Genomic DNA, 17,198 nt, shown 5'->3' on the forward strand with positions numbered 1-17,198 from the left:
ATGCAGTGCCCGCGGCGGCGTAGGCGAGCGTTTTGCTATGGCATCGGTACCGTGCGATGGAGCGCCACCATGCGATGCAACGCGATTGCGCAGCCATCTGCATCAACAAAAACCACAGGCAAAAAAAAGACCAGCAAGCTGGTCGTTTTCTTCAAGATTGGTGCGCCCGGAGAGATTCGAACTCCCGACCGCCTGGTTCGTAGCCAGGTACTCTATCCAACTGAGCTACGGGCGCATATCTTGTTTGGCTTGCAGATCTGAGGCAGTGCGATCGGATCTTTTTGACTGAAAAAACCGCGGTCGATTGCCGTCTTTTCGTATTCTGAAGATGGTGCGCCCGGAGAGATTCGAACTCCCGACCGCCTGGTTCGTAGCCAGGTACTCTATCCAACTGAGCTACGGGCGCCTCGTCAGGAGCGGAATTATGCGCATGGCCAGCGTGCCCGTCAATCCCTTTGTGAACTTCGATCGCCGTTGACGGCATCGCCAAGCGCACTGCGCAGCGCAGCGGCCACGGCCGCAGGCGTTTTCATCCAGGCGAAATGATCGCTGCGTGTTCCCAGTTGCATGGCATCCAAGGTCACGCTGTTTGCGCGTGCCCGCGGCATCTTGTCGAGCAGTGCACGCAGCGCAGCTGCCGGGCCGAAATTGTCGCGCGCAAGAGTGACCGCGCGGATCGGCACGCGCAGCGCACCCAGCGCCTGTTCCAGATCCCAAGGTGCGCCTGCCGCGCGATAGCGGTTGCTGCGGCCGACCTGCGCCCAATCGGCAATCAAGCTGCGTGCTTCGGTGCCGCCGAAGCCGAGCTGGCGGCCGTGCAGAACTCCCTGCATGCGTGCCAGCCACGGCAACAACCGAAACGCCACGGGCAGGCCGTAGCGCATTGGCGCGGGAAAATTGCGCCAGTACGGCGAGCCGCTGGCAACCAGCCAAAGCTGGGCAAGCTGCGCCGATTGCAGTGCGGCATGGCAACACGCGAGCTGGCCGCCAAGGCTGTGTCCGCCCAGCACGCGCGGCAGCTGCGGGTCGTGCCGATCGAGCAGGACATGGCTGGCGGGGAGATCGTCGGCAAGCAGCGTGCGATAGCCCCAATCGTGCTGACGCGATGGGCGCAGCGTGCTGCTGCCATTGCCGCGCCATTCGTGCAGATACACCGCGATGCCGGTGGAGGCGAGCGCCTGTGCGAAGGGGTGGTAATGCCGTGCGGCCACGCCCAGCGCCGGCAGCCACAGCAGCGCTGCAGTTGGCTGCAGTGGCGCGCAACGGATCACCTGCCAGCGATGTCCATCTGCAGCGCTGGCGAGCAAGCTGCCGGTGTGCACGTGCTCGCTCATGCGCCGGGCGCAGCGCCGAAGTGGTCGAGCACCAGCACATCGCCATGGCCGGGGCGCTGGCCGAGACGGATGGCGCATGCAACGTAATCGATCGCCGCTTCGCAGGCATTGAGCAAGGACAAGCCCTGACACAGCTGCGCGGCGATGGCCGCCGACAGGCTGCAGCCGGTGCCGTGCGCGTCGACCTGCAGGCGCGGATGCATGAACACATCCTGGGTGACGCCGTCATCGAAGCGGTCGATCACGCGTGTGCCTTCGTGCAGATGTCCGCCCTTGAGCAGCACTGCGTTGGCGCCCAGCTCGAGCAAGGCGGCGGTGGCGTGTTCGGCGGCATCGGCGCTGTCGATGCGGCGGCCGGTCAGCAGCTCCGCTTCGGGCGTGTTGGGGGTGATCAACGTGGCCAGCGGCAGCAGGCGCGTGCGCAACGCGTCCAGCGCAGTATCTTCGAGCAGGCGCGCGCCGCTGGTGGACACCATCACCGGGTCGAGCACCACGAACGGCGGGCGATGGCGTTCGAGCAGGTCGGCCACGCAATGGATAACCTCGGCATTGGCCAGCATGCCGAGCTTGACCGCCTGGATCTCGAAATCGGCAAAGCACGCATCCACCTGCGCCTGCAGGAACGGAAGCGGCGGGATGTGTACGGCGGTGACGGCGCGGGTGTGTTGGGCGGTCAGTGCGGCGATGGCAGACAGCCCGTGCACCCGATGCGCGGCGAAGGTCTTGAGGTCGGCCTGGATACCGGCACCACCGCCGGAATCGGAGCCGGCGATGGTCAATGCGGACAGCGTGCTGGGCGTGGTCATGCGCCGATTCTGCACTGCCCGATTGCGGCTGTGCAGACTCGGTATCTCAACGCTGCCCGCACCTGCCGGTGCTTACCGCGGCGTCACGGCGATCCATTCACCGCAATCTGCGAAAACGCACCGGTCTGCGGGTCGTACAACGCGCCCCAGAAGGCACCGCCGCCGTCGCAGACCTTGATCGCTTCGCGCGCCGGTTTCACCGGCGGGTCGTTGGGCAGCTTGAACGCATTGATGTAGATCAGTTGCTGGCCCTGGATCACCACGCCCACGTACTGGCGGTCGAACTCGCGCGGCTCGGCAATGGTTGGCGTCAACGCATCCTGCCGGGATTCGAGCTGCTCGATCTGTTGATGGCTCGGCTCCCAGTAGCCGGTGATCCGGCCCGGATGACGCGCCGGACTATCGCGCGAGCAGGTGTCCAGCACCTGCTCGGCGACGCTCTGGCGGGTGATGATCCACGACTGCCCGTTCTTGAGATTGGTCGGCACGCTGGAGGGACCCTGCGTGGTGGCGCAGCCGGCCAGCGCGAGCACGGCCAGCGCCACCGCACCGCGAAGTGCGCGCATCACAACACCTCCGAGGCGAAGTCGGCCAGACGCGAGCGCTCGCCGCGCCGCAGCGTGATGTGCGCGCTATGCGGCCAGGCCTTGAAGCGGTCCACCGCGTAGGTCAGGCCCGAGGTCGTTTCGGTGAGGTAGGGCGTATCGATCTGTTCGACGTTCCCCAGGCACACGATCTTGGTGCCGGGGCCGGCACGGGTGATCAGCGTCTTCATCTGCTTCGGGGTGAGGTTCTGCGCCTCGTCCAGAATCAGATATCGCGACAGGAAGGTGCGGCCGCGCATGAAGTTCATCGAACGGATCTTGATGCGGCTGGCGAGCAGGTCGTTGGTGGCCGCGCGGCCCCAGGAGCCGCCATCCTGATTGTGGGTCAGCACTTCCAGGTTATCGGTCAGCGCGCCCATCCACGGGGTCATCTTTTCTTCTTCGGTGCCGGGCAAAAAGCCGATGTCTTCGCCAACGCTGACGGTGGCGCGGGTCATGATGATTTCGCGGTAGCGCTGCTGGTCCATCGTCTGCGCCAGGCCCGCAGCCAGCGCGAGCAGGGTCTTGCCGGTGCCGGCGGTGCCCAGCAAGGTGACGAAATCGATCTCCGGGTCCATCAGCGCATTGAGTGCGAAGTTCTGCTCGCGGTTACGCGCGGCGATGCCCCACACCGCATGCTGGGTGTGGCGGAAATCGTCCACCAGGCACAAGGTGGCCTTGCCGCCGCCGATCCTGGCCACGCGCAGTTCCACTTCGTCCTCGCCCGGCAGATACAGGTACTGGTTGTGATGCCAGTCTTCGTCGTCGGCCAGCACGATTTCGTAATGGGTGCGGCCACGCTCGTTCCAGCTGCGCAAGTCTTCGTTGTGCTTCTGCCAGAAGTTTTCCGGCAGCTCGATGGCGCCGGTGAACAGCAGGCTGAAATCGTCCAGCGCGCGATCGTTCTGGTAGTCCTCTGCATTCAGGCCGCTGATGTAGGCCTTGATGCGCAGGTTGATGTCCTTGGACACCAGGATGACCGGCATGTCGGGGTGTTCTTCGCACAGCGCCAGCACCGAGGCCAGGATCTTGTTGTCCGGAATCATCGCGCCGAAAGTGCGGCCCGGGTCGATCGGCTTGATCTGGAAATACAGCCGGCCGATCGCGGCCTGGCCCTTGAGTTGGATGCCCTGCGGATGGCTGAGCAGGATGCCGGCCTGGATCTGCTCGGCGTTGGTGTTTTCCAGCAACTCATCCAGGAAACGGCTGACCTGGCGCGCGTTGCGGCTGACCTCGGAGGTGCCCTTCTTGGCGTTGTCGAGCTCCTCGATCACCTGCATCGGCAGGAATACATCGTGTTCCTCGAATTTGAACAGCGCGGTGGGATCGTGCATCAGCACGTTGGTGTCCAGCACGTAGATGCGCTTGCCTCGGGTCATTGGGTCTTCCAAGTGATGGAGCAGGGGCGAGCCATCACGCCTGCAGGTGCAGGGTGATGGAGGACGCGGGAAGCGAGGGGTGTCACTGTTTGGCGCGCGCCTTTACTGCGGCCAGCACGGCCTCGGCATGGCCGGCCACCTTGACCTTGCGCCAGGCCTGCACGACATGCCCCTCGGGCGACAGCAGGAAGGTGCTGCGCTCGATCCCGAGCACCTGCTTGCCGTACATGTTTTTTTCCTTGATGACGTCGAAGGCGCGGCACAGCGCTTCATCGCCGTCGCTGATCAACGGGAAGGTGAAGCCTTGTTTGGCGCAGAAATTGTCGTGCGACTTCACCGAATCGCGCGAGACACCCAACACCACCGCGCCGGCTTTCTTGAACTGCGGCAGCAATGCGTTGAAGTCCAGGCCTTCGGTGGTGCAGCCCGGTGTGCTGTCTTTCGGATAGAAGTACAGCACCATCCAGTTGCCGGCATAGTCGCGCAGGGTGGTCTGGGTGCCGCCGGACAGCGCCAGCGGCAGATCGAAGGTTGCAGCGGGCAATTCCAGTACAGCGTCGGTCATCGTTGCTCAGCCCAAAGTGGAGGGGCGTACGGCGCGGTCATGCCGGGCCGACGTCCATCCCATCATAAGCAGCCACATGGAAACGTTTGGCAAGTGCGTCGAACTGCGCATTGCGCTGATTCAGCGACTCGATGGTGTGGTGCTCTTTCTTGTCCACATGCAGGAAATACGACTCTTCATCGTCGCCATCGTCTTCGTCGCGTTCGCCGAGAAAGATGTCGATGACGCGGTAGCCGTCCTGGGTCAGCTGCTCGGCAAGTTTCTGCAACGGTTGCTGCGCCGGGTCGGCGAAGAAATATTCCCAGCGCAACGGGCCGTCGAGATTCCAGTCGGTCTCGGAGCGGATGTGGTCGAACATCTGTTTCAGCGCGGATTGGGCGATGGCCATCGGTGCGTCTGCCTTAGAACTTCATCGGGTCCATGATCGCGTCGAGATTGAGGTGATCACAGAATTCAAGGAAATCATCGCGCAACGCGGCGATGTGCATGTTGGCCGGCACCCCGATGGTCACCTGCGCAGAGAACATCTCCGCGCCGGTCTGCATGGCGCGGTAACGCGTGCTCTGCAGGTTTTCGATGGTGATGCCCTGGCGGTCGAAGAAATCGGCCAGCTGGAACAGGATGCCGGGCTTGTCGGCGGCAATCACTTCGACGATGTAGGGCAGCAGATTGGATTGGGTCTGCTTGGGGCCGGTGCGGTACCACACCAGCTTGAGGCCTTCCTCGCGTTCGAGCCGGGTCAGCATGGCTTCGAGCTTGGCGACCGAATCCCAGGAGCCGGTCGCCAGTGCGGTGACCGAGACATCGCGTCCCACCGTGGCCAGGCGAGCGTCCACGAGATTGCAGCCGCTGTCGGCGATGCGGCGGGTGACGGGCAACAGGGGGGACTCCGGATGCGTCGTGTAGGCGTTGATCAGGAGGTGATTTTCGGTCGGCGAAGGCCGGGGTGTAGAGTCGGTCAAAGGGGCTTCCGGCATTGCATCAGGCTGAATGGCCGCCCGGGCAGGCGCCCTGGCGGTGACCAGCATACTTGCCCGTGGTTTCGCGCCGCAAGTAACATGCAGGCGTTAGCAACCCGCGCGTGCGCGGGCCTTTTCCCGTCACGTAAGAGCAACAGAATCTTGTCCCTTTCCGGCATCATCACCGCGCTGGCGAGCCCCTTCGGGCCGGACGGCGCACTCGACCTGGATGCCTGGCGGCGGCTACTGGAGCAGCAGCTGCATGGTGGCGTGCAGGGACTCGTGGTTGCCGGCTCCACCGGCGAAGCCGCCGCATTGAGTGACGACGAATACGACACGCTGCTGCGCGCGGCGGTGGCCCAGGTGGCCGGCCGCGTGCCGGTGCTGGCCGGGACCGGCCTGTCGGGCACGGCAAAAACCATTGCGCAGACACGCCGCGCCGCCGCGCTGGGCGCGCAGTACGCGCTGGTGGTGACGCCTCCATACGTGCGTCCGACCCCGGCCGGCTTGAAGGCGCACTTTCTGGCGGTGGCCGATGACGGTGGGCTGCCGGTGGTGCTGTACAACGTGCCCGGCCGTACCGGCTGCGATCTGCTGCCGGAGACGGTGGCCGAACTGGTCGATCACCCGAATATCGTCGGCATCAAGGAAGCGCGCAGCGAGCCCGAGCGCGTGGCTGCGCTGGTCGCGTTGCGCAGCGACAGCTTCGTAGTGCTCAGTGGCGACGACGGCAGCGCGGCGCAGTCGATGCTGTCCGGCGCTGCCGGGCTGATTTCGGTGGCCTCCAATGCGCTGCCGGCGGCGTACCGGCGCCTGTGCGATCTGGCCCGCGACGGCCAGCGCGACGCCGCCCTTGCCTGGGACGCGCGTCTGAGCGAGTACCACAGCTTTTGCGGGATCGAATCCAATCCCATCCCGGTCAAGGCGCTGCTGCAGCGCGCCGGGATCGGCCACGGCCTACGTTTGCCGTTACTGCCCCTTTCTGCGGCGCACCAGCCTGCCGCCGACCGCCTTGCCGCCGACGCGATTGCGTTGGAAGCGCTTTCCAGCCGCGAAATGCTCGCGGCCTGACTCAGGAGATCTATCGATGCGTCATTCCGTTTCCCCCGTCCGCGTGCTGTCGCTCGCGTTGCTGGCGACCGCCACCGTCGCCGCCACGAGTGGTTGCAGCTGGTTTCACAAGGGTGCGCGCGGCGACTATGCGCTGGCCCCGGAAGCCCGCCCGCTGGAAGTGCCGCCGGATCTGAACCTGCCCGACACCTCCGGTGCGATGAAGGTGCCAACCCTGGCATCGACCACCCAGCAGAACAACACGCCGCCATCGGCAAGCGCCAACAGCGGTTTCACCGTGCCGGGCGAACGCGATGAGGTGTTCGGCAAGGTCGGCACGGCGCTGGCCGAGATTCCCGGCCTGACCATTGCCAGCAAGGCGCAGATGCTCGGTTCCTACGACGTGAGCTACGAGGGTTCCAGCTTCCTGGTGCGCGTGGTCAAGGTCGATGCCGGCAGCTATGTGTCGGCCGTGGATCCGCGTGGCATGCCGGCCACGGCGGCGGCGCCGGTGGCGGTGATCAGCTCGCTCAAGAGCAAGCTTGGCGGCTGAGGCTGGTTCAGTTCGCTGGATAGCAAAATGGGCGCCGTGGGCGCCCGTTTTGCGTTATGCGGTGCTGGTTGCGGCTGCGCGTGAAGCGCTGCGTCGGGGCGACGCTGGGGCTGATCGCTTCGGTCAGCGCTGCAGCAGCGGCAACTTGTTCGGTTTGCCATCCCATTCGGCGGCATCGGGCAATGGTTCCTGGCGCACGGTCAGCACCGGCCAGGCCTTGGCGAGTTCGGCATTGAGTGCGACGAAGGCTTCCTGGCCTGCCGGGACGTCGTCTTCGGGATAGATCGCGTTGGCCGGGCATTCCGGTTCGCACAGGGTGCAGTCGATGCACTCGTCCGGGTCGATGACCAGGAAGTTCGGGCCGACGTGGAAGCAATCCACCGGACAGACCTCGACGCAGTCGGTGTATTTGCACTTGATGCAGTTTTCGGTGACAACAAAAGGCATGGCGGAATCCGGCGTTTAGCCTATCAATTCTAAAGCAGTCGGGTGATGGGTGTGGGGTTGACGCGCTTCTGCGTTGGGCTGATTCCTTCTCCCGTCGGGGGACGGTGGCGCGCAGCGCCGGATGAGGGTGCGCGCGAAGCCTCCGGGTTATCCACCATTCTTAGAGGCTTCGCCCCCGTACCCTCACCCCAACCTCTTATCTCTTGGCGATCTGCCAGATTAGGTGTCGAGAGCCGGCGTGGTCGACCGATAACCCACAGGTCTAAACAACCGCGGGAGAGCGAGGTCGCCACGCCGGGATCTCCTGGCAAACGCCCGAACAGTTGCTGGAGTTGGCACTCGTAACGATCAGGCTGGGCAGCCCAGGAGAGCTCTCGACCCTTCGAGCATAGCGGAGTTTTTCCATGGCATACGGCGTAGGTATCGATGTCAGCAAGCAGTGGTTGGATGTGCATGTGCATGGCTGCAAAGGCGAACGGCGCTTCCCCAACACGGCGGCAGGTCTGCGCCAGCTGCGCAGCTGGCTGGGACACATGGAGCTGCACCAGGTGGTGCTGGAGGCCACGGGCGGCTACGAACTGGCAGCGTTGGATGCGCTGCATGCGGCCGGCCTGCCGGTGGCGCGTGTGAACCCTCGCCAAGCGCGTGACTTTGCCAAGGCCATCGGCCAACTGGCCAAGACCGACACCTTGGATGCGCGTGTGCTGGCGCAGATGGCGATGGTGGTATCACTCACGCCCTACCAGCCGCTGGAAGGCTGGCGCCGTCAGCTGCGCGAGTACCAGCAGCGCCGCACGCAGGTGTTGGCGACGGTGCAGCAGGAGCGCCAGCGGCTGTCTCAACTGACCGATGCGTGGCTGCGCAAGCGGGCGCAAGCCGGCGTGCGGCAATGGCAAAAAGAGCTGGCGGAGCTAGATGCGCGCATCGCCCAACAGGTGGCTGCACGTGCCGAGCTGGAGGTGCTGGTCCAGGTCAAGGGCGTCGGCCCGGTGCTGGTCGCGACCTTGGCGGCGCAGCTGCCCGAGCTGGGCCGTCTCACCGGCAAGGCGATCGCCAAACTGGTCGGGGTGGCGCCGCTGGCACGCGACAGCGGCACGTTGCGCGGTGCCCGCAGCATCTGGGGAGGACGCGCCTGCGTGCGGCAAGTGCTGTACATGGCGGCGCTGGTGGCGGTGCGCTTCAACCCGGCCCTGCGCGAGTTTTACCAGCGGCTACGCACGCAGGGCAAAGCGGGCAAGGTCGCCCTCGTGGCGGCGATGCGCAAATTATTGGTCATCCTCAACGCCAAGATGCGAGATCAACTGGCGGCTAGCGCCGCCAGTTGATCAAGACAGTTGCTCTCCCGGCGGGAGAGGGGCTTTAGTTCCTTCTCCCGTCGGGAGACGGTGGCGCGCCAGCGCCGGATGAGGGTACGGGCGAAGCCTCGTGCAGCTGAAAACACGATGGCGGGCTGCGATCACCTGCGTCTCCCCCGCGGCCTCCTCCAGCCCCTTCCGCAAGCGAAGCCGGGGGCTTCATGCATCGGGATTGCCGGTCAAACCAGCCCGCGCTGCCTGGCCAGCGCGAACAACCCTGCCGCAGCCAGATCTTCCGGATGCCGCTGGCTTTCGACGCCCAGATGCTGCAGCCCCACTGCATAGCGCTGGGCCAGGGCGGGGCTGCCGACCAGGTGCACGGTGGCGTGATCGCCGCGGTGTTCGCGCAGTTCGTGGCCGATCAACAGGCCCGAGAGGTAGGACGGCAATGCCTTGGAGGACAGGCGTTCGAACAGGCCGAGCGTGCGGGTGCCGAACAGGTGGTGGCTGAGGCCGCCGGGAGCGGCGCTGCGCTCGACACCGTGCAGGAATGCAGCGGTGTCCAGCTCGGCGTGATCGTCGTCCATCAGCTTGCCGAGAATGCTGTGTTGACGCAGCACGGCATACAGCTCGCCGGTCATGACGGTGGCGAAGCCGGTCAGTTGGCCGTTGCCGATCCGCGCCCACTTGCTGTGCGTGCCTGGCAGGCAGGCAACATGCTCGCCGTCGCCAAGTGCGGCGATCAGGCCGACCAGCTGGGTTTCTTCGCCGCGCATCACGTCCGGCACGCCGTCGTATTCGCCGGTGCTCACGCCCGGCACGAACCACAACATACGGCCGGGCAGCAGGCTGTCTTCGCGGCGCATGGCCTGGGCGAGCGCGGCGGTGTCGGCCGGGCAGGGCAGGTAGGCCTGTTCGACCCAGCCGTTGCGGCTGCCGATCATGCCCGAGAGCAGCAGCGGGCCGTCCCAGCCGGCGATCAGGGGGGTGAGCACCTCGGCGAAGCGGCCCTGACAGGCCAGGATGCCGTCGCTCCCGCGGCGCTGTTCCAGCACGGCGCCGGTCGCGTCGAGCAGGTAGGCGCGCAGGCTGCTGGTTCCCCAATCGATGGCGATCATGCGCTGGCCACCCGGCTTTCGGGCAGGCCGGCGATGGCGACGTCGCAGACGAACAGGCTGCCGGCTTCGGGCATGCGTGCGAGTTCTTCGGCGCTATGGTCCAGTCGCGAGCTGATCACGTGCAGACGGTCCAGCGCGGCGCCACCGAATGCGCTGCAGGTGGGGTGCTTGACCGGCAGTTGCACGATGCGCTCCACGCTGCCATCGGGGCGATAGCGCACCACCCGCCACGCACGCCATTGCGCATTCCACAGGTGGCCTTCGGCATCGATGATCGAGCCGTCGGGTTCGGCATCGTCGCGGTCCAGTGTGGTGAACACGCGGCTGTTGCTGGTCTGCGCGGTTTCGGCGTCGTAGTCGCAGCACAGGATCTGCGGGCGCACCGAATCGCAGTAGTACAGCGTGCGGCCGTCGGGGCTGAAGCAGATCGAGTTGGGGATCGATACGCCCGGCAACGGCAATGCCCGCAAGCCATGCTGCAGCGAGAACTGGTACATCGCTCCGCGTGCGGCCTTGGCGTCGTGCTCGTCCATGGTGCCGAACACGAAGTTGCCGTTGCGATCGGCGCGGCCATCGTTGCTGCGGGTGAGCGGGTTGTCCGCTTCCACATCGGCCAGTTTTTCGAAGGGCAACGCGTCGGCTTCGGTATTGTCCGGATCGACAAGACCAATCGCCTTGGCCAGCGCGATCAACACGCGGCCATCGTCCATCAGGCCGATGCAGCCGGGGCGGTCGGGCAGGGTCCAGTAGCGCGTGTGCGCACTGGCCGGATGCTGCCGCCACAGGCGTTTTTCGCTGATGTCGACCCAGTACAGCGCCTCGCGCTGTGCGCACCACAGCACGCCTTCGCCATGCGTGCAGCGGCTGTCGACCGCCAGCACGGCGGTGTGTTCGGGCGTGCTCACCATTCGGCGATGCTGCCATCGGCGTGGCGCCACACCGGGTTGCGCCAATCGGGCGGATTTTCGTTTGCGCGCTTGAGCATGTCTTCGTTGATTTCCACACCGAGCCCGGGCTTGGGCAGGGCGGCAATGCTGCCATCGATACACTGAAAATCGTCTTTATTGATGACGTAATCGAGCAGATCGGCGCCTTCGTTGTAATGGATGCCGATGCTCTGTTCCTGCAGCACGGCGTTGTGCGAGACGAAGTCCACATGCAGGCACGCAGCCAGCGCGATCGGGCCGAGCGGGCAGTGCGGGGCGAAGCCGACATCGTAGGCTTCGGCCATCGCGGCGATCTTGACGCATTCGGTAATGCCGCCGGCATGCGAGAGATCGGGCTGCACCATGCCGATACCGCCGGCGCACAGCACGTTCTTGAATTCGAAGCGCGAGAACATGCGCTCACCGGCCGCCAGCGGAATCGAGGTGCTGGCGGCCAGGCGCGGGTAGTACTCGGCCTGTTCGGCCAGCACCGGTTCTTCGACGAACAGCGGTTTGAACGGTTCCAGCTCGCGCAGCAGCGCCTTGGCCATCGGCGCGCCCACGCGGCCGTGGAAGTCGATACCGAAGTCGATGGTGTTGCCGAAGGCTTCGCGGATTTCGGCCACCTTGACCACGGCAGCGTCGACCGCGCGCGCGCTGTCGATCAGCTTCATTTCTTCGGTGCCGTTGAACTTGAAGGTGTCAAAGCCCAGCGCGCGGTAGTCGGTGATCTGCTGGATGATGGCGCCGGGGCGGTCGCCGCCGACCCAGCGATAGGTCTTCATGCGGTCGCGCACCAGCCCGCCCAGCAACTCGTACACCGGCACGCCCAGCGCCTTGCCCTTGATGTCCCACAACGCCTGGTCGATACCGGCGATGGCGCTCATCAGGATGGCGCCGCCGCGATAGAAGCCGGCGCGGTACATGGTCTGCCACAGGTCGTTGATGCGCGCCGGGTCCTTGCCGACGACGTAGCCCGCCAGTTCGTGCACGGCAGCTTCCACCGAGCGCGCGCGGCCTTCGATGACCGGTTCGCCCCAGCCGGTGATGCCCTCGTCGGTTTCGACCTTGAGGAACAGCCAGCGTGGTGCGGCGTGGTAGGTGGTAAGGCGGGTGATCTTCATCCTTGCAGTTCCTGGTAGGCCTGCACGAAGGCGCGTGCATGCGTCTGGGTTGTTTCGAGCGATTGCGCAGGTTTGTACAGTTCGCCGCCGATGCCGGCGCCGGCCGCGCCCTGGGCGAGGAAGCCGGCCAGGGTCTGCGGGCTGACGCCGCCGACCACGTACACCGGGATGTGCTTGGGCAGCACCGAGCGCAGTGCGCGCACATGCGCGGCGCCATAGGTCGCTGCCGGGAACAACTTGAGAATGGTGGCGCCGGCGTCGATGGCGTCGAACGCCTCGCTGGCGGTGGCAAAGCCCGCCACCACGGTCAGCCCGCGCGATACCGCATGGCGGATCAGCGAGGGGCGCGTGTTGGGGGTGACGATGAAGCGCGCGCCGATCTCGGCCAGGGTGTCGACATCCTCATTGCGCAGCACGGTGCCGGCGCCGATCCAGGCGCGTTCGCCATACGTCTGCTGGGCCAGCGCAATGCTCTGCTCCCAGCGCGGCGAGTTGAGCGGGATCTCGATCGCATCGAAACCGGCGTCGATCAGCGCGCCGACGTGGGCTAGCGTTTCTTCCGGCGTGATGCCGCGCAGGATGGCGACCAGGGGCAGGGCGAACGGGCTGGCGGTGGTATCTGAAGTCATGCGGTTACTCGCGGTAGAGCCGGAAGCGGCCGTTGGCGACCGGGTGGCCGGCAACGTCGGGGGAAGTTGCGCGAACGCGCGGCGCAGCATGCCGGGCTGGCGCGCAGATCGTGGAGAAGAGTGGGGCCACAAAGATGGTGGTACGGGCAATGACGGCGCGCCATCGAGACAGGCGTGCGCTGTCCTACAGCCTGCAACCGGCGGGCAAGATGCCGTCATCGTCGTCCACCTCCGGATATAGGGCGTGCGTGTTGCCACCCGATGCCGGGCAGGTCACGTCTGTTCTGGCCGCGCCCGGGAGGTAGGGGCTCCTGCTGCGGCGTTCGATAGCCTCGCGCGGAGAGATATGTGCTGCAAATGAAATTTTCGGCATATTCTATTCCTCCGACGAATACACGGCCGCAATCGCACTCCATGGCAAATTCCGGTACTCCCTGGTTCAACGCAGCCCGGCTCAAGACGCGCCAGCTCCTGCTACTGCTGCATCTGCACGAACAGCGCTCGGTCCTGCGTGCGGCCGAGGCCGCCAGCATGACCCAGCCGGCGGCCTCCAAGCTGCTGGCAGAAATGGAAGACATGCTGGGGGTGAAATTGTTCGAGCGGCACGCGCGCGGCGTGGAGCCGACCTGGTACGGCCATGTGCTGATCCGGCGTGCCCGTGCGGCGATGTCGGAGATCGGCCGGGCGCAGGAAGAAATCGCCGCGTTGCGCGCCGGGCGGATGGGCCAGGCCTCGATCGGAACCGTGGTCAACCCCGGTACCAACCTGGTGCCGCAGGCGATCGCCGAGGTCAAGCGCGAATTCCCCGACATCCTGGTGCGGGTGGAAATGGACTACAGCCGCCCGCTGGTGGCCAAGTTGCTGGACGGGCAGCTGGACATCGTGATCGGCCGCATCCTGGGGCCGGAAGGCGTGGGCGAGCTGGAATTCGAACCGCTGGCCGACGAGCCGCACTCGGTGATCGCGCGCGCCGGCCACCCGCTGGCCAGCCGTGCCGGCCTGCAACATGCCGATCTGGTGCGGCATGGCTGGATCCTGCCGCCGGCCGACAGCGTGCTGCGTGCGCGGCTGGATTCGATGTTCATGGAGCATGGCGTGCAGACGCCGACCAACGCCATCGAGACCTCGTCGCTGCCGGTGACCTCCACGTTGCTGCGTGGTACCGACATGCTGACCGCGTTGCCGGTGGAGTCGGTGGCGCCGCTGATCCAGGCCAAATTGCTAACCGTGTTGCCGATCGAACTGGGGGTACGGATGGAGTCGTTCGGCATCATCCGCCGGCGCGATTACATTCTTCCGCCGGGCGCTGAGCGCATTTTGCAGGCGTTGCGTACCACTGCCCGACGTTTGTATCCGGGGCTGCGGGCGCCGGAGTCGTCGGTCTAGTCGGTATCTTCTTCGCGCCGGCCTAATTGAAAATCCGCTTCATCGGGCGACGATGGCAACCGGTGCTGATGCTTACACCGGGGCCGCAGCATGAGCGGCCTGAGCCAGACTCGCAGCAGTGCGATCCGGCGCAGCAGCCAGCGCAAGATGTCGCCGACTGCCGCGCGACGGCGCGCAAGGCATCGCCCTGGTCCTTGAGACGATAGGGGGCATCGTGTACTTGCCGTCGGAGTCAGCGCGGTTTGACCTGCCGATACTGGCGGCGATCGCCGTAGGCCGGGCCCTTGGTCTCGACATTGGCGCATAGCCGGCCGTTGCACAGGGTCACGTCGGCGGCGTTGTAGGCGCGCAACAACTCCGCACGCAACTGGTTATCTTCGATTTGCTGGCGATAGTGGGCCAGCAACCATCCGCCGCCGCCCAGCAACACCAGCAGGCTTCCGACCACGACGGCCGCGCCTTTCCACAGCAACAGCCGCTGCGCACGTTCGATGCGCTTGAGTTGATCGGACAGGGACTGCGCACCTCCCCCGATCAAGCTACCGGCGTGCTGCAGCCGTTTCTCGAACCCGGCCACCGACTGGTCCATCCCCTGTTGGACATTTCTCACCAACGTATCGGGGACGCGCTGCAAGGTCTGCTCTGCCGAACGGGTCATCACCCCGGGCAAGGACTGCGCCACCTGTTCCAGCTGCTGCGCAAGGCGGCGTTGCTGTTGCTCGATTTCACTGCAGCGGCGCTCAAACTGCTCCATGAGCGCGGCGGCCTTGCTGACCGGCGTCAGTGGATCTTTTGCATCCATTGTGCCTCCTGCCTTTGCTGCTGCCAGTTGTTACATGCTGCGCCCACCGATGCGCATCGTTTCTTGCTGCTGTTGCTGCTGTGCCTGCATCGCCTGCTGCGCTGCCTGTTGTTCCTGCTGGTTTACCGTCTCGATGGCCTCTGCGCGCAACGCGCGGCCGGGTGGTTCACTGGCCAGGATCTGCGTCATCTGACGGAATTGATCGCGGTCGCCGCTCTGTGCGGCGATAAGCATGCGGTCCAGGAAAGCCTCCGGGTCGTCACGCAGGGAGGGCGGCTTGTCGGCCGCTGCCCGCGCCTGCGGTGCATCCGCCTTCATCGGCGCATACCACTGCTCAGGCGCATGGCTGCGCTCGCGCTGTTGCTGCAATTGCTGCATCTGCTGCTGCCAGCTTTGCGGCTCGGGAGCGCCGTTGTATCGCGCGAACGACGGCACCGAGGGATCGGTGCGTTCCGGCGACACCGCCACCGGGCGCAACGGAAACTGTGCGTGCAAACCGGTATCCAGGGCCTGGGCATCGGTGCGATTGACGCTGCCCGTGGTACCCGCCAGGTCCTTCACATGTGCGCGTTGGCCCAGCGTGGTCGCCACTGCGGTGGTGTAGAAGGACTGGTGCTGCTCGGACTGGTGGATGACGTTCATTTCAGGGGCGGTGGACACGGTGCGCGGTGTCAGGAACGGAGTGTCACTGAGGGTGTTGACGTAATCGGTGAGCAGGTTGCCGTTGCGCACGGACAGGCCATCGAGCCGGTAGGAACCGCCGATATCCGAATGCGCGCCCGGATTGACCAGATTGAGCAGGCGGCCATCCCGGGTGCGGCCCGGATCGATGATGTCCTTGGCCGGGAAGAGATCGCGGCGCTCGTCGCGGGCGGTGAGTTGCAGGCCCGACACCACCGACGGCGGCAGGCGCGTGTCGCGCAGGTTCATGTCGCCGGTAGCCACCGGGTCCATCAAGCCCACCACCTGCGCGGTCCGGCCGGGCGGCACCAGCGGCGGGTGGGTTGGGGTGAGTTTTAGGATTTCGCCGTTCGGGCCTTTTTCGATCTGCATGTCCCTTGGGTTTTGGATCCCACGCTCGTGGACCATGCGCGTGAACATAGCGGCGGTGACAGCGCCACGGCTGAAGCCGGTGGAGACGATGCTGATCTCGGCTTGGGGGTCTTCCTTTTTCCAGTCGTTGGCTTGATTGATGAATTCCAAATACATTTTTTCCATGCGTGGCCCATAGCTGTAGCCCAGACCACCGTCGAGATTGCGAGTGAAGGCATCGTCCTGGGTGCCCACTCCGGGGACATAATAGCCGCCGATATTGCGATTATTGGCTTTTTTTGCAGCCTGTACCTGATCGTGCAGAATGCCGATATTAGTGATGTGCTCAGGGTCCTTGTACTTATCATTGCCGGTGCCATCGAAGCTGGCTACGAACAAACGGCTGTGCGGATTGTTCTGGCTGACAAGCAAGGGAGTCTTGAACTGTGACAGCGCATCGCGGCTTTTTTGGTAAGCAGCCAAATCCTGCGCAGTCGCCAGATAGGTTTCCACACCATCGGCCCATTTCTTCTCGTCACTACGATCGTTAGCCATTACATGCTCCCTGGCGAAGACGCCATCAGTAGGTCTTGGTGTAGGCGAGGATCAGGTCGTTGCGAAAATAACTATATTCGTTGCCCGGCTTCTGTTGCACAGTCGTCTGCACCATCGCCTTCATATACACATTGATAGTGCGGTCATTCACTTCGAGGATGATATGCGGAGAGATATCCGCCTGCAGGATTGCCGGCAACTGCTCCTGCGGCACATGATGCAGTACCACCTTTTCCTTGAAGATGGCATTGAGGTCGACGAGGGCATAGTGCGGCTGGCCGTCCTTGGAACGCCACGTCACCTCAGAGGGAGGAGGGAAGCTCGGGAAGTTGCGAATGCCTATGGTGCCGGCGTCAAGGTTATTAGGGTAACCGTCTCCCACTGACGCCGACGAAATTTGTTTGACATCGTCGGGATCGTTTGCCTCATACCTGCCGTCGTACAGCACCTTGCAACCATAGGTGTCGTAGCAGAACGCGCCGAACGCATGGTTGCTAAACGGAATCGGTTTGCGGGTATCGATATGCACGGTGTTATGCGCATCGACCGGGATATTCTCAATAAGATGGGTGGCGGATGAATCGTAGGCAGGCGTGTTCATGCGTGAACATCCAGTCAGAGGGTGGGCAAAGACAGCGCACAACAGCAGGGGAA

19 protein-coding genes and 2 tRNA genes are annotated in these 17,198 nt (G+C 64.7%); 4 read left to right on the top strand and 17 right to left on the bottom strand.

What is annotated here, in order from left to right; all coding sequences use genetic code 11:
• Positions 1–158: 158 nt before the first annotated feature.
• From M3O59_RS08670 to M3O59_RS08710, 9 genes are all read right to left on the bottom strand, one after another.
• A tRNA-Arg gene (locus tag M3O59_RS08670) sits at positions 159–235 on the bottom strand.
• 94 nt (positions 236–329) lie between these two features.
• Positions 330–406 (bottom strand) — tRNA-Arg (locus tag M3O59_RS08675).
• Between the two features lie 40 nt (positions 407–446).
• Positions 447–1,334, bottom strand: coding sequence for an alpha/beta hydrolase family protein (locus M3O59_RS08680; RefSeq protein ID WP_064628773.1), 888 nt, complete (start codon positions 1,332–1,334; stop codon positions 447–449).
• The gene (thiD, locus tag M3O59_RS08685) at positions 1,331–2,140 is read right to left on the bottom strand and encodes a bifunctional hydroxymethylpyrimidine kinase/phosphomethylpyrimidine kinase (protein WP_181920601.1); all 810 of its coding nucleotides are present in this window, start codon (positions 2,138–2,140) and stop codon (positions 1,331–1,333) included. The genes M3O59_RS08680 and thiD overlap by 4 nt, the downstream gene beginning before the upstream one ends.
• A gap of 83 nt (positions 2,141–2,223) precedes the next feature.
• Positions 2,224–2,706: a hypothetical protein gene (locus tag M3O59_RS08690; protein WP_064628777.1), complete on the bottom strand. Its 483-nt coding sequence runs from the start codon at positions 2,704–2,706 to the stop codon at positions 2,224–2,226.
• Entirely contained in the window at positions 2,706–4,103 is a 1,398-nt protein-coding gene (locus tag M3O59_RS08695) for a PhoH family protein (protein ID WP_116906270.1), read from the bottom strand. The genes M3O59_RS08690 and M3O59_RS08695 overlap by 1 nt, the downstream gene beginning before the upstream one ends.
• A gap of 82 nt (positions 4,104–4,185) precedes the next feature.
• Positions 4,186–4,668, bottom strand: a complete 483-nt coding sequence (locus tag M3O59_RS08700; protein WP_116906271.1) for a peroxiredoxin — start codon at positions 4,666–4,668, stop codon at positions 4,186–4,188.
• Between the two features lie 37 nt (positions 4,669–4,705).
• Positions 4,706–5,056 (bottom strand): ribonuclease E inhibitor RraB, encoded by a 351-nt coding sequence (locus tag M3O59_RS08705; protein ID WP_064628782.1) that lies wholly within the window; start codon positions 5,054–5,056, stop codon positions 4,706–4,708.
• Positions 5,057–5,069: 13 nt separating this feature from the next.
• Positions 5,070–5,696: a glycine cleavage system transcriptional repressor gene (locus tag M3O59_RS08710; protein ID WP_002813792.1), complete on the bottom strand. Its 627-nt coding sequence runs from the start codon at positions 5,694–5,696 to the stop codon at positions 5,070–5,072.
• A 93-nt stretch (positions 5,697–5,789) separates the two neighbouring features.
• On the opposite strand from M3O59_RS08710, the gene dapA reads away from it, so the two are divergent.
• Together dapA and M3O59_RS08720 are read left to right on the top strand one after the other, a co-directional pair.
• Positions 5,790–6,698: a 4-hydroxy-tetrahydrodipicolinate synthase gene (dapA, locus tag M3O59_RS08715; RefSeq protein WP_116906272.1), complete on the top strand. Its 909-nt coding sequence runs from the start codon at positions 5,790–5,792 to the stop codon at positions 6,696–6,698.
• 16 nt (positions 6,699–6,714) lie between these two features.
• Positions 6,715–7,230 (top strand): hypothetical protein, encoded by a 516-nt coding sequence (locus M3O59_RS08720; protein WP_064628786.1) that lies wholly within the window; start codon positions 6,715–6,717, stop codon positions 7,228–7,230.
• A 123-nt stretch (positions 7,231–7,353) separates the two neighbouring features.
• Here M3O59_RS08720 and fdxA read toward each other — a convergent pair whose 3' ends face one another.
• The gene (fdxA, locus tag M3O59_RS08725) at positions 7,354–7,677 is read right to left on the bottom strand and encodes a ferredoxin FdxA (RefSeq protein WP_039404267.1); all 324 of its coding nucleotides are present in this window, start codon (positions 7,675–7,677) and stop codon (positions 7,354–7,356) included.
• Positions 7,678–8,081: 404 nt separating this feature from the next.
• Here fdxA and M3O59_RS08730 point away from each other — a divergent pair, with 404 nt between their 5' ends.
• Complete coding sequence (locus tag M3O59_RS08730) at positions 8,082–9,002, top strand: IS110 family RNA-guided transposase (protein WP_249062522.1); 921 nt, start codon at positions 8,082–8,084, stop codon at positions 9,000–9,002.
• 209 nt (positions 9,003–9,211) lie between these two features.
• Here the strand turns inward: M3O59_RS08730 and M3O59_RS08735 are convergent, their stop codons facing one another.
• From M3O59_RS08735 to M3O59_RS08750, 4 genes are read right to left on the bottom strand one after another with little or no spacing between them, the layout of a single operon-like run.
• The gene (locus M3O59_RS08735) at positions 9,212–10,090 is read right to left on the bottom strand and encodes a 2-dehydro-3-deoxygalactonokinase (RefSeq protein ID WP_116906958.1); all 879 of its coding nucleotides are present in this window, start codon (positions 10,088–10,090) and stop codon (positions 9,212–9,214) included.
• Positions 10,087–10,998: an SMP-30/gluconolactonase/LRE family protein gene (locus M3O59_RS08740; protein WP_116906957.1), complete on the bottom strand. Its 912-nt coding sequence runs from the start codon at positions 10,996–10,998 to the stop codon at positions 10,087–10,089. Before M3O59_RS08740 ends, M3O59_RS08735 begins: the two co-directional genes overlap by 4 nt.
• On the bottom strand, positions 10,992–12,140 hold the full coding sequence (gene dgoD, locus M3O59_RS08745; RefSeq protein WP_064628793.1) for a galactonate dehydratase: 1,149 nt from the start codon (positions 12,138–12,140) through the stop codon (positions 10,992–10,994). The genes M3O59_RS08740 and dgoD overlap by 7 nt, the downstream gene beginning before the upstream one ends.
• Positions 12,137–12,769: a 2-dehydro-3-deoxy-6-phosphogalactonate aldolase gene (locus tag M3O59_RS08750; RefSeq protein ID WP_116906956.1), complete on the bottom strand. Its 633-nt coding sequence runs from the start codon at positions 12,767–12,769 to the stop codon at positions 12,137–12,139. The genes dgoD and M3O59_RS08750 overlap by 4 nt, the downstream gene beginning before the upstream one ends.
• A 414-nt stretch (positions 12,770–13,183) precedes the next feature.
• On the opposite strand from M3O59_RS08750, the gene M3O59_RS08755 reads away from it, so the two are divergent.
• The gene (locus M3O59_RS08755; RefSeq protein WP_064628795.1) at positions 13,184–14,155 is read left to right on the top strand and encodes a LysR family transcriptional regulator; all 972 of its coding nucleotides are present in this window, start codon (positions 13,184–13,186) and stop codon (positions 14,153–14,155) included.
• 232 nt (positions 14,156–14,387) lie between these two features.
• On the opposite strand, the gene M3O59_RS08760 is transcribed toward M3O59_RS08755, so the two are convergent.
• From M3O59_RS08760 to M3O59_RS08770, 3 genes are read right to left on the bottom strand one after another with little or no spacing between them, the layout of a single operon-like run.
• Positions 14,388–14,957, bottom strand: a complete 570-nt coding sequence (locus M3O59_RS08760) for a relaxation protein (protein WP_116906954.1) — start codon at positions 14,955–14,957, stop codon at positions 14,388–14,390.
• 30 nt (positions 14,958–14,987) lie between these two features.
• Positions 14,988–16,544, bottom strand: coding sequence for a T6SS phospholipase effector Tle1-like catalytic domain-containing protein (locus M3O59_RS08765; RefSeq protein WP_116906953.1), 1,557 nt, complete (start codon positions 16,542–16,544; stop codon positions 14,988–14,990).
• 25 nt (positions 16,545–16,569) lie between these two features.
• Positions 16,570–17,145 carry a hypothetical protein gene (locus tag M3O59_RS08770; protein WP_116906952.1) on the bottom strand — a complete coding sequence of 192 codons (576 nt, stop codon included), beginning with the start codon at positions 17,143–17,145 and terminating at the stop codon, positions 16,570–16,572.
• Positions 17,146–17,198: the final 53 nt, after the last annotated feature.

It is taken from the genome of Xanthomonas nasturtii (genome assembly GCF_023337365.3).
Taxonomy (GTDB): Bacteria; Pseudomonadota; Gammaproteobacteria; order Xanthomonadales; family Xanthomonadaceae; genus Xanthomonas; species Xanthomonas nasturtii.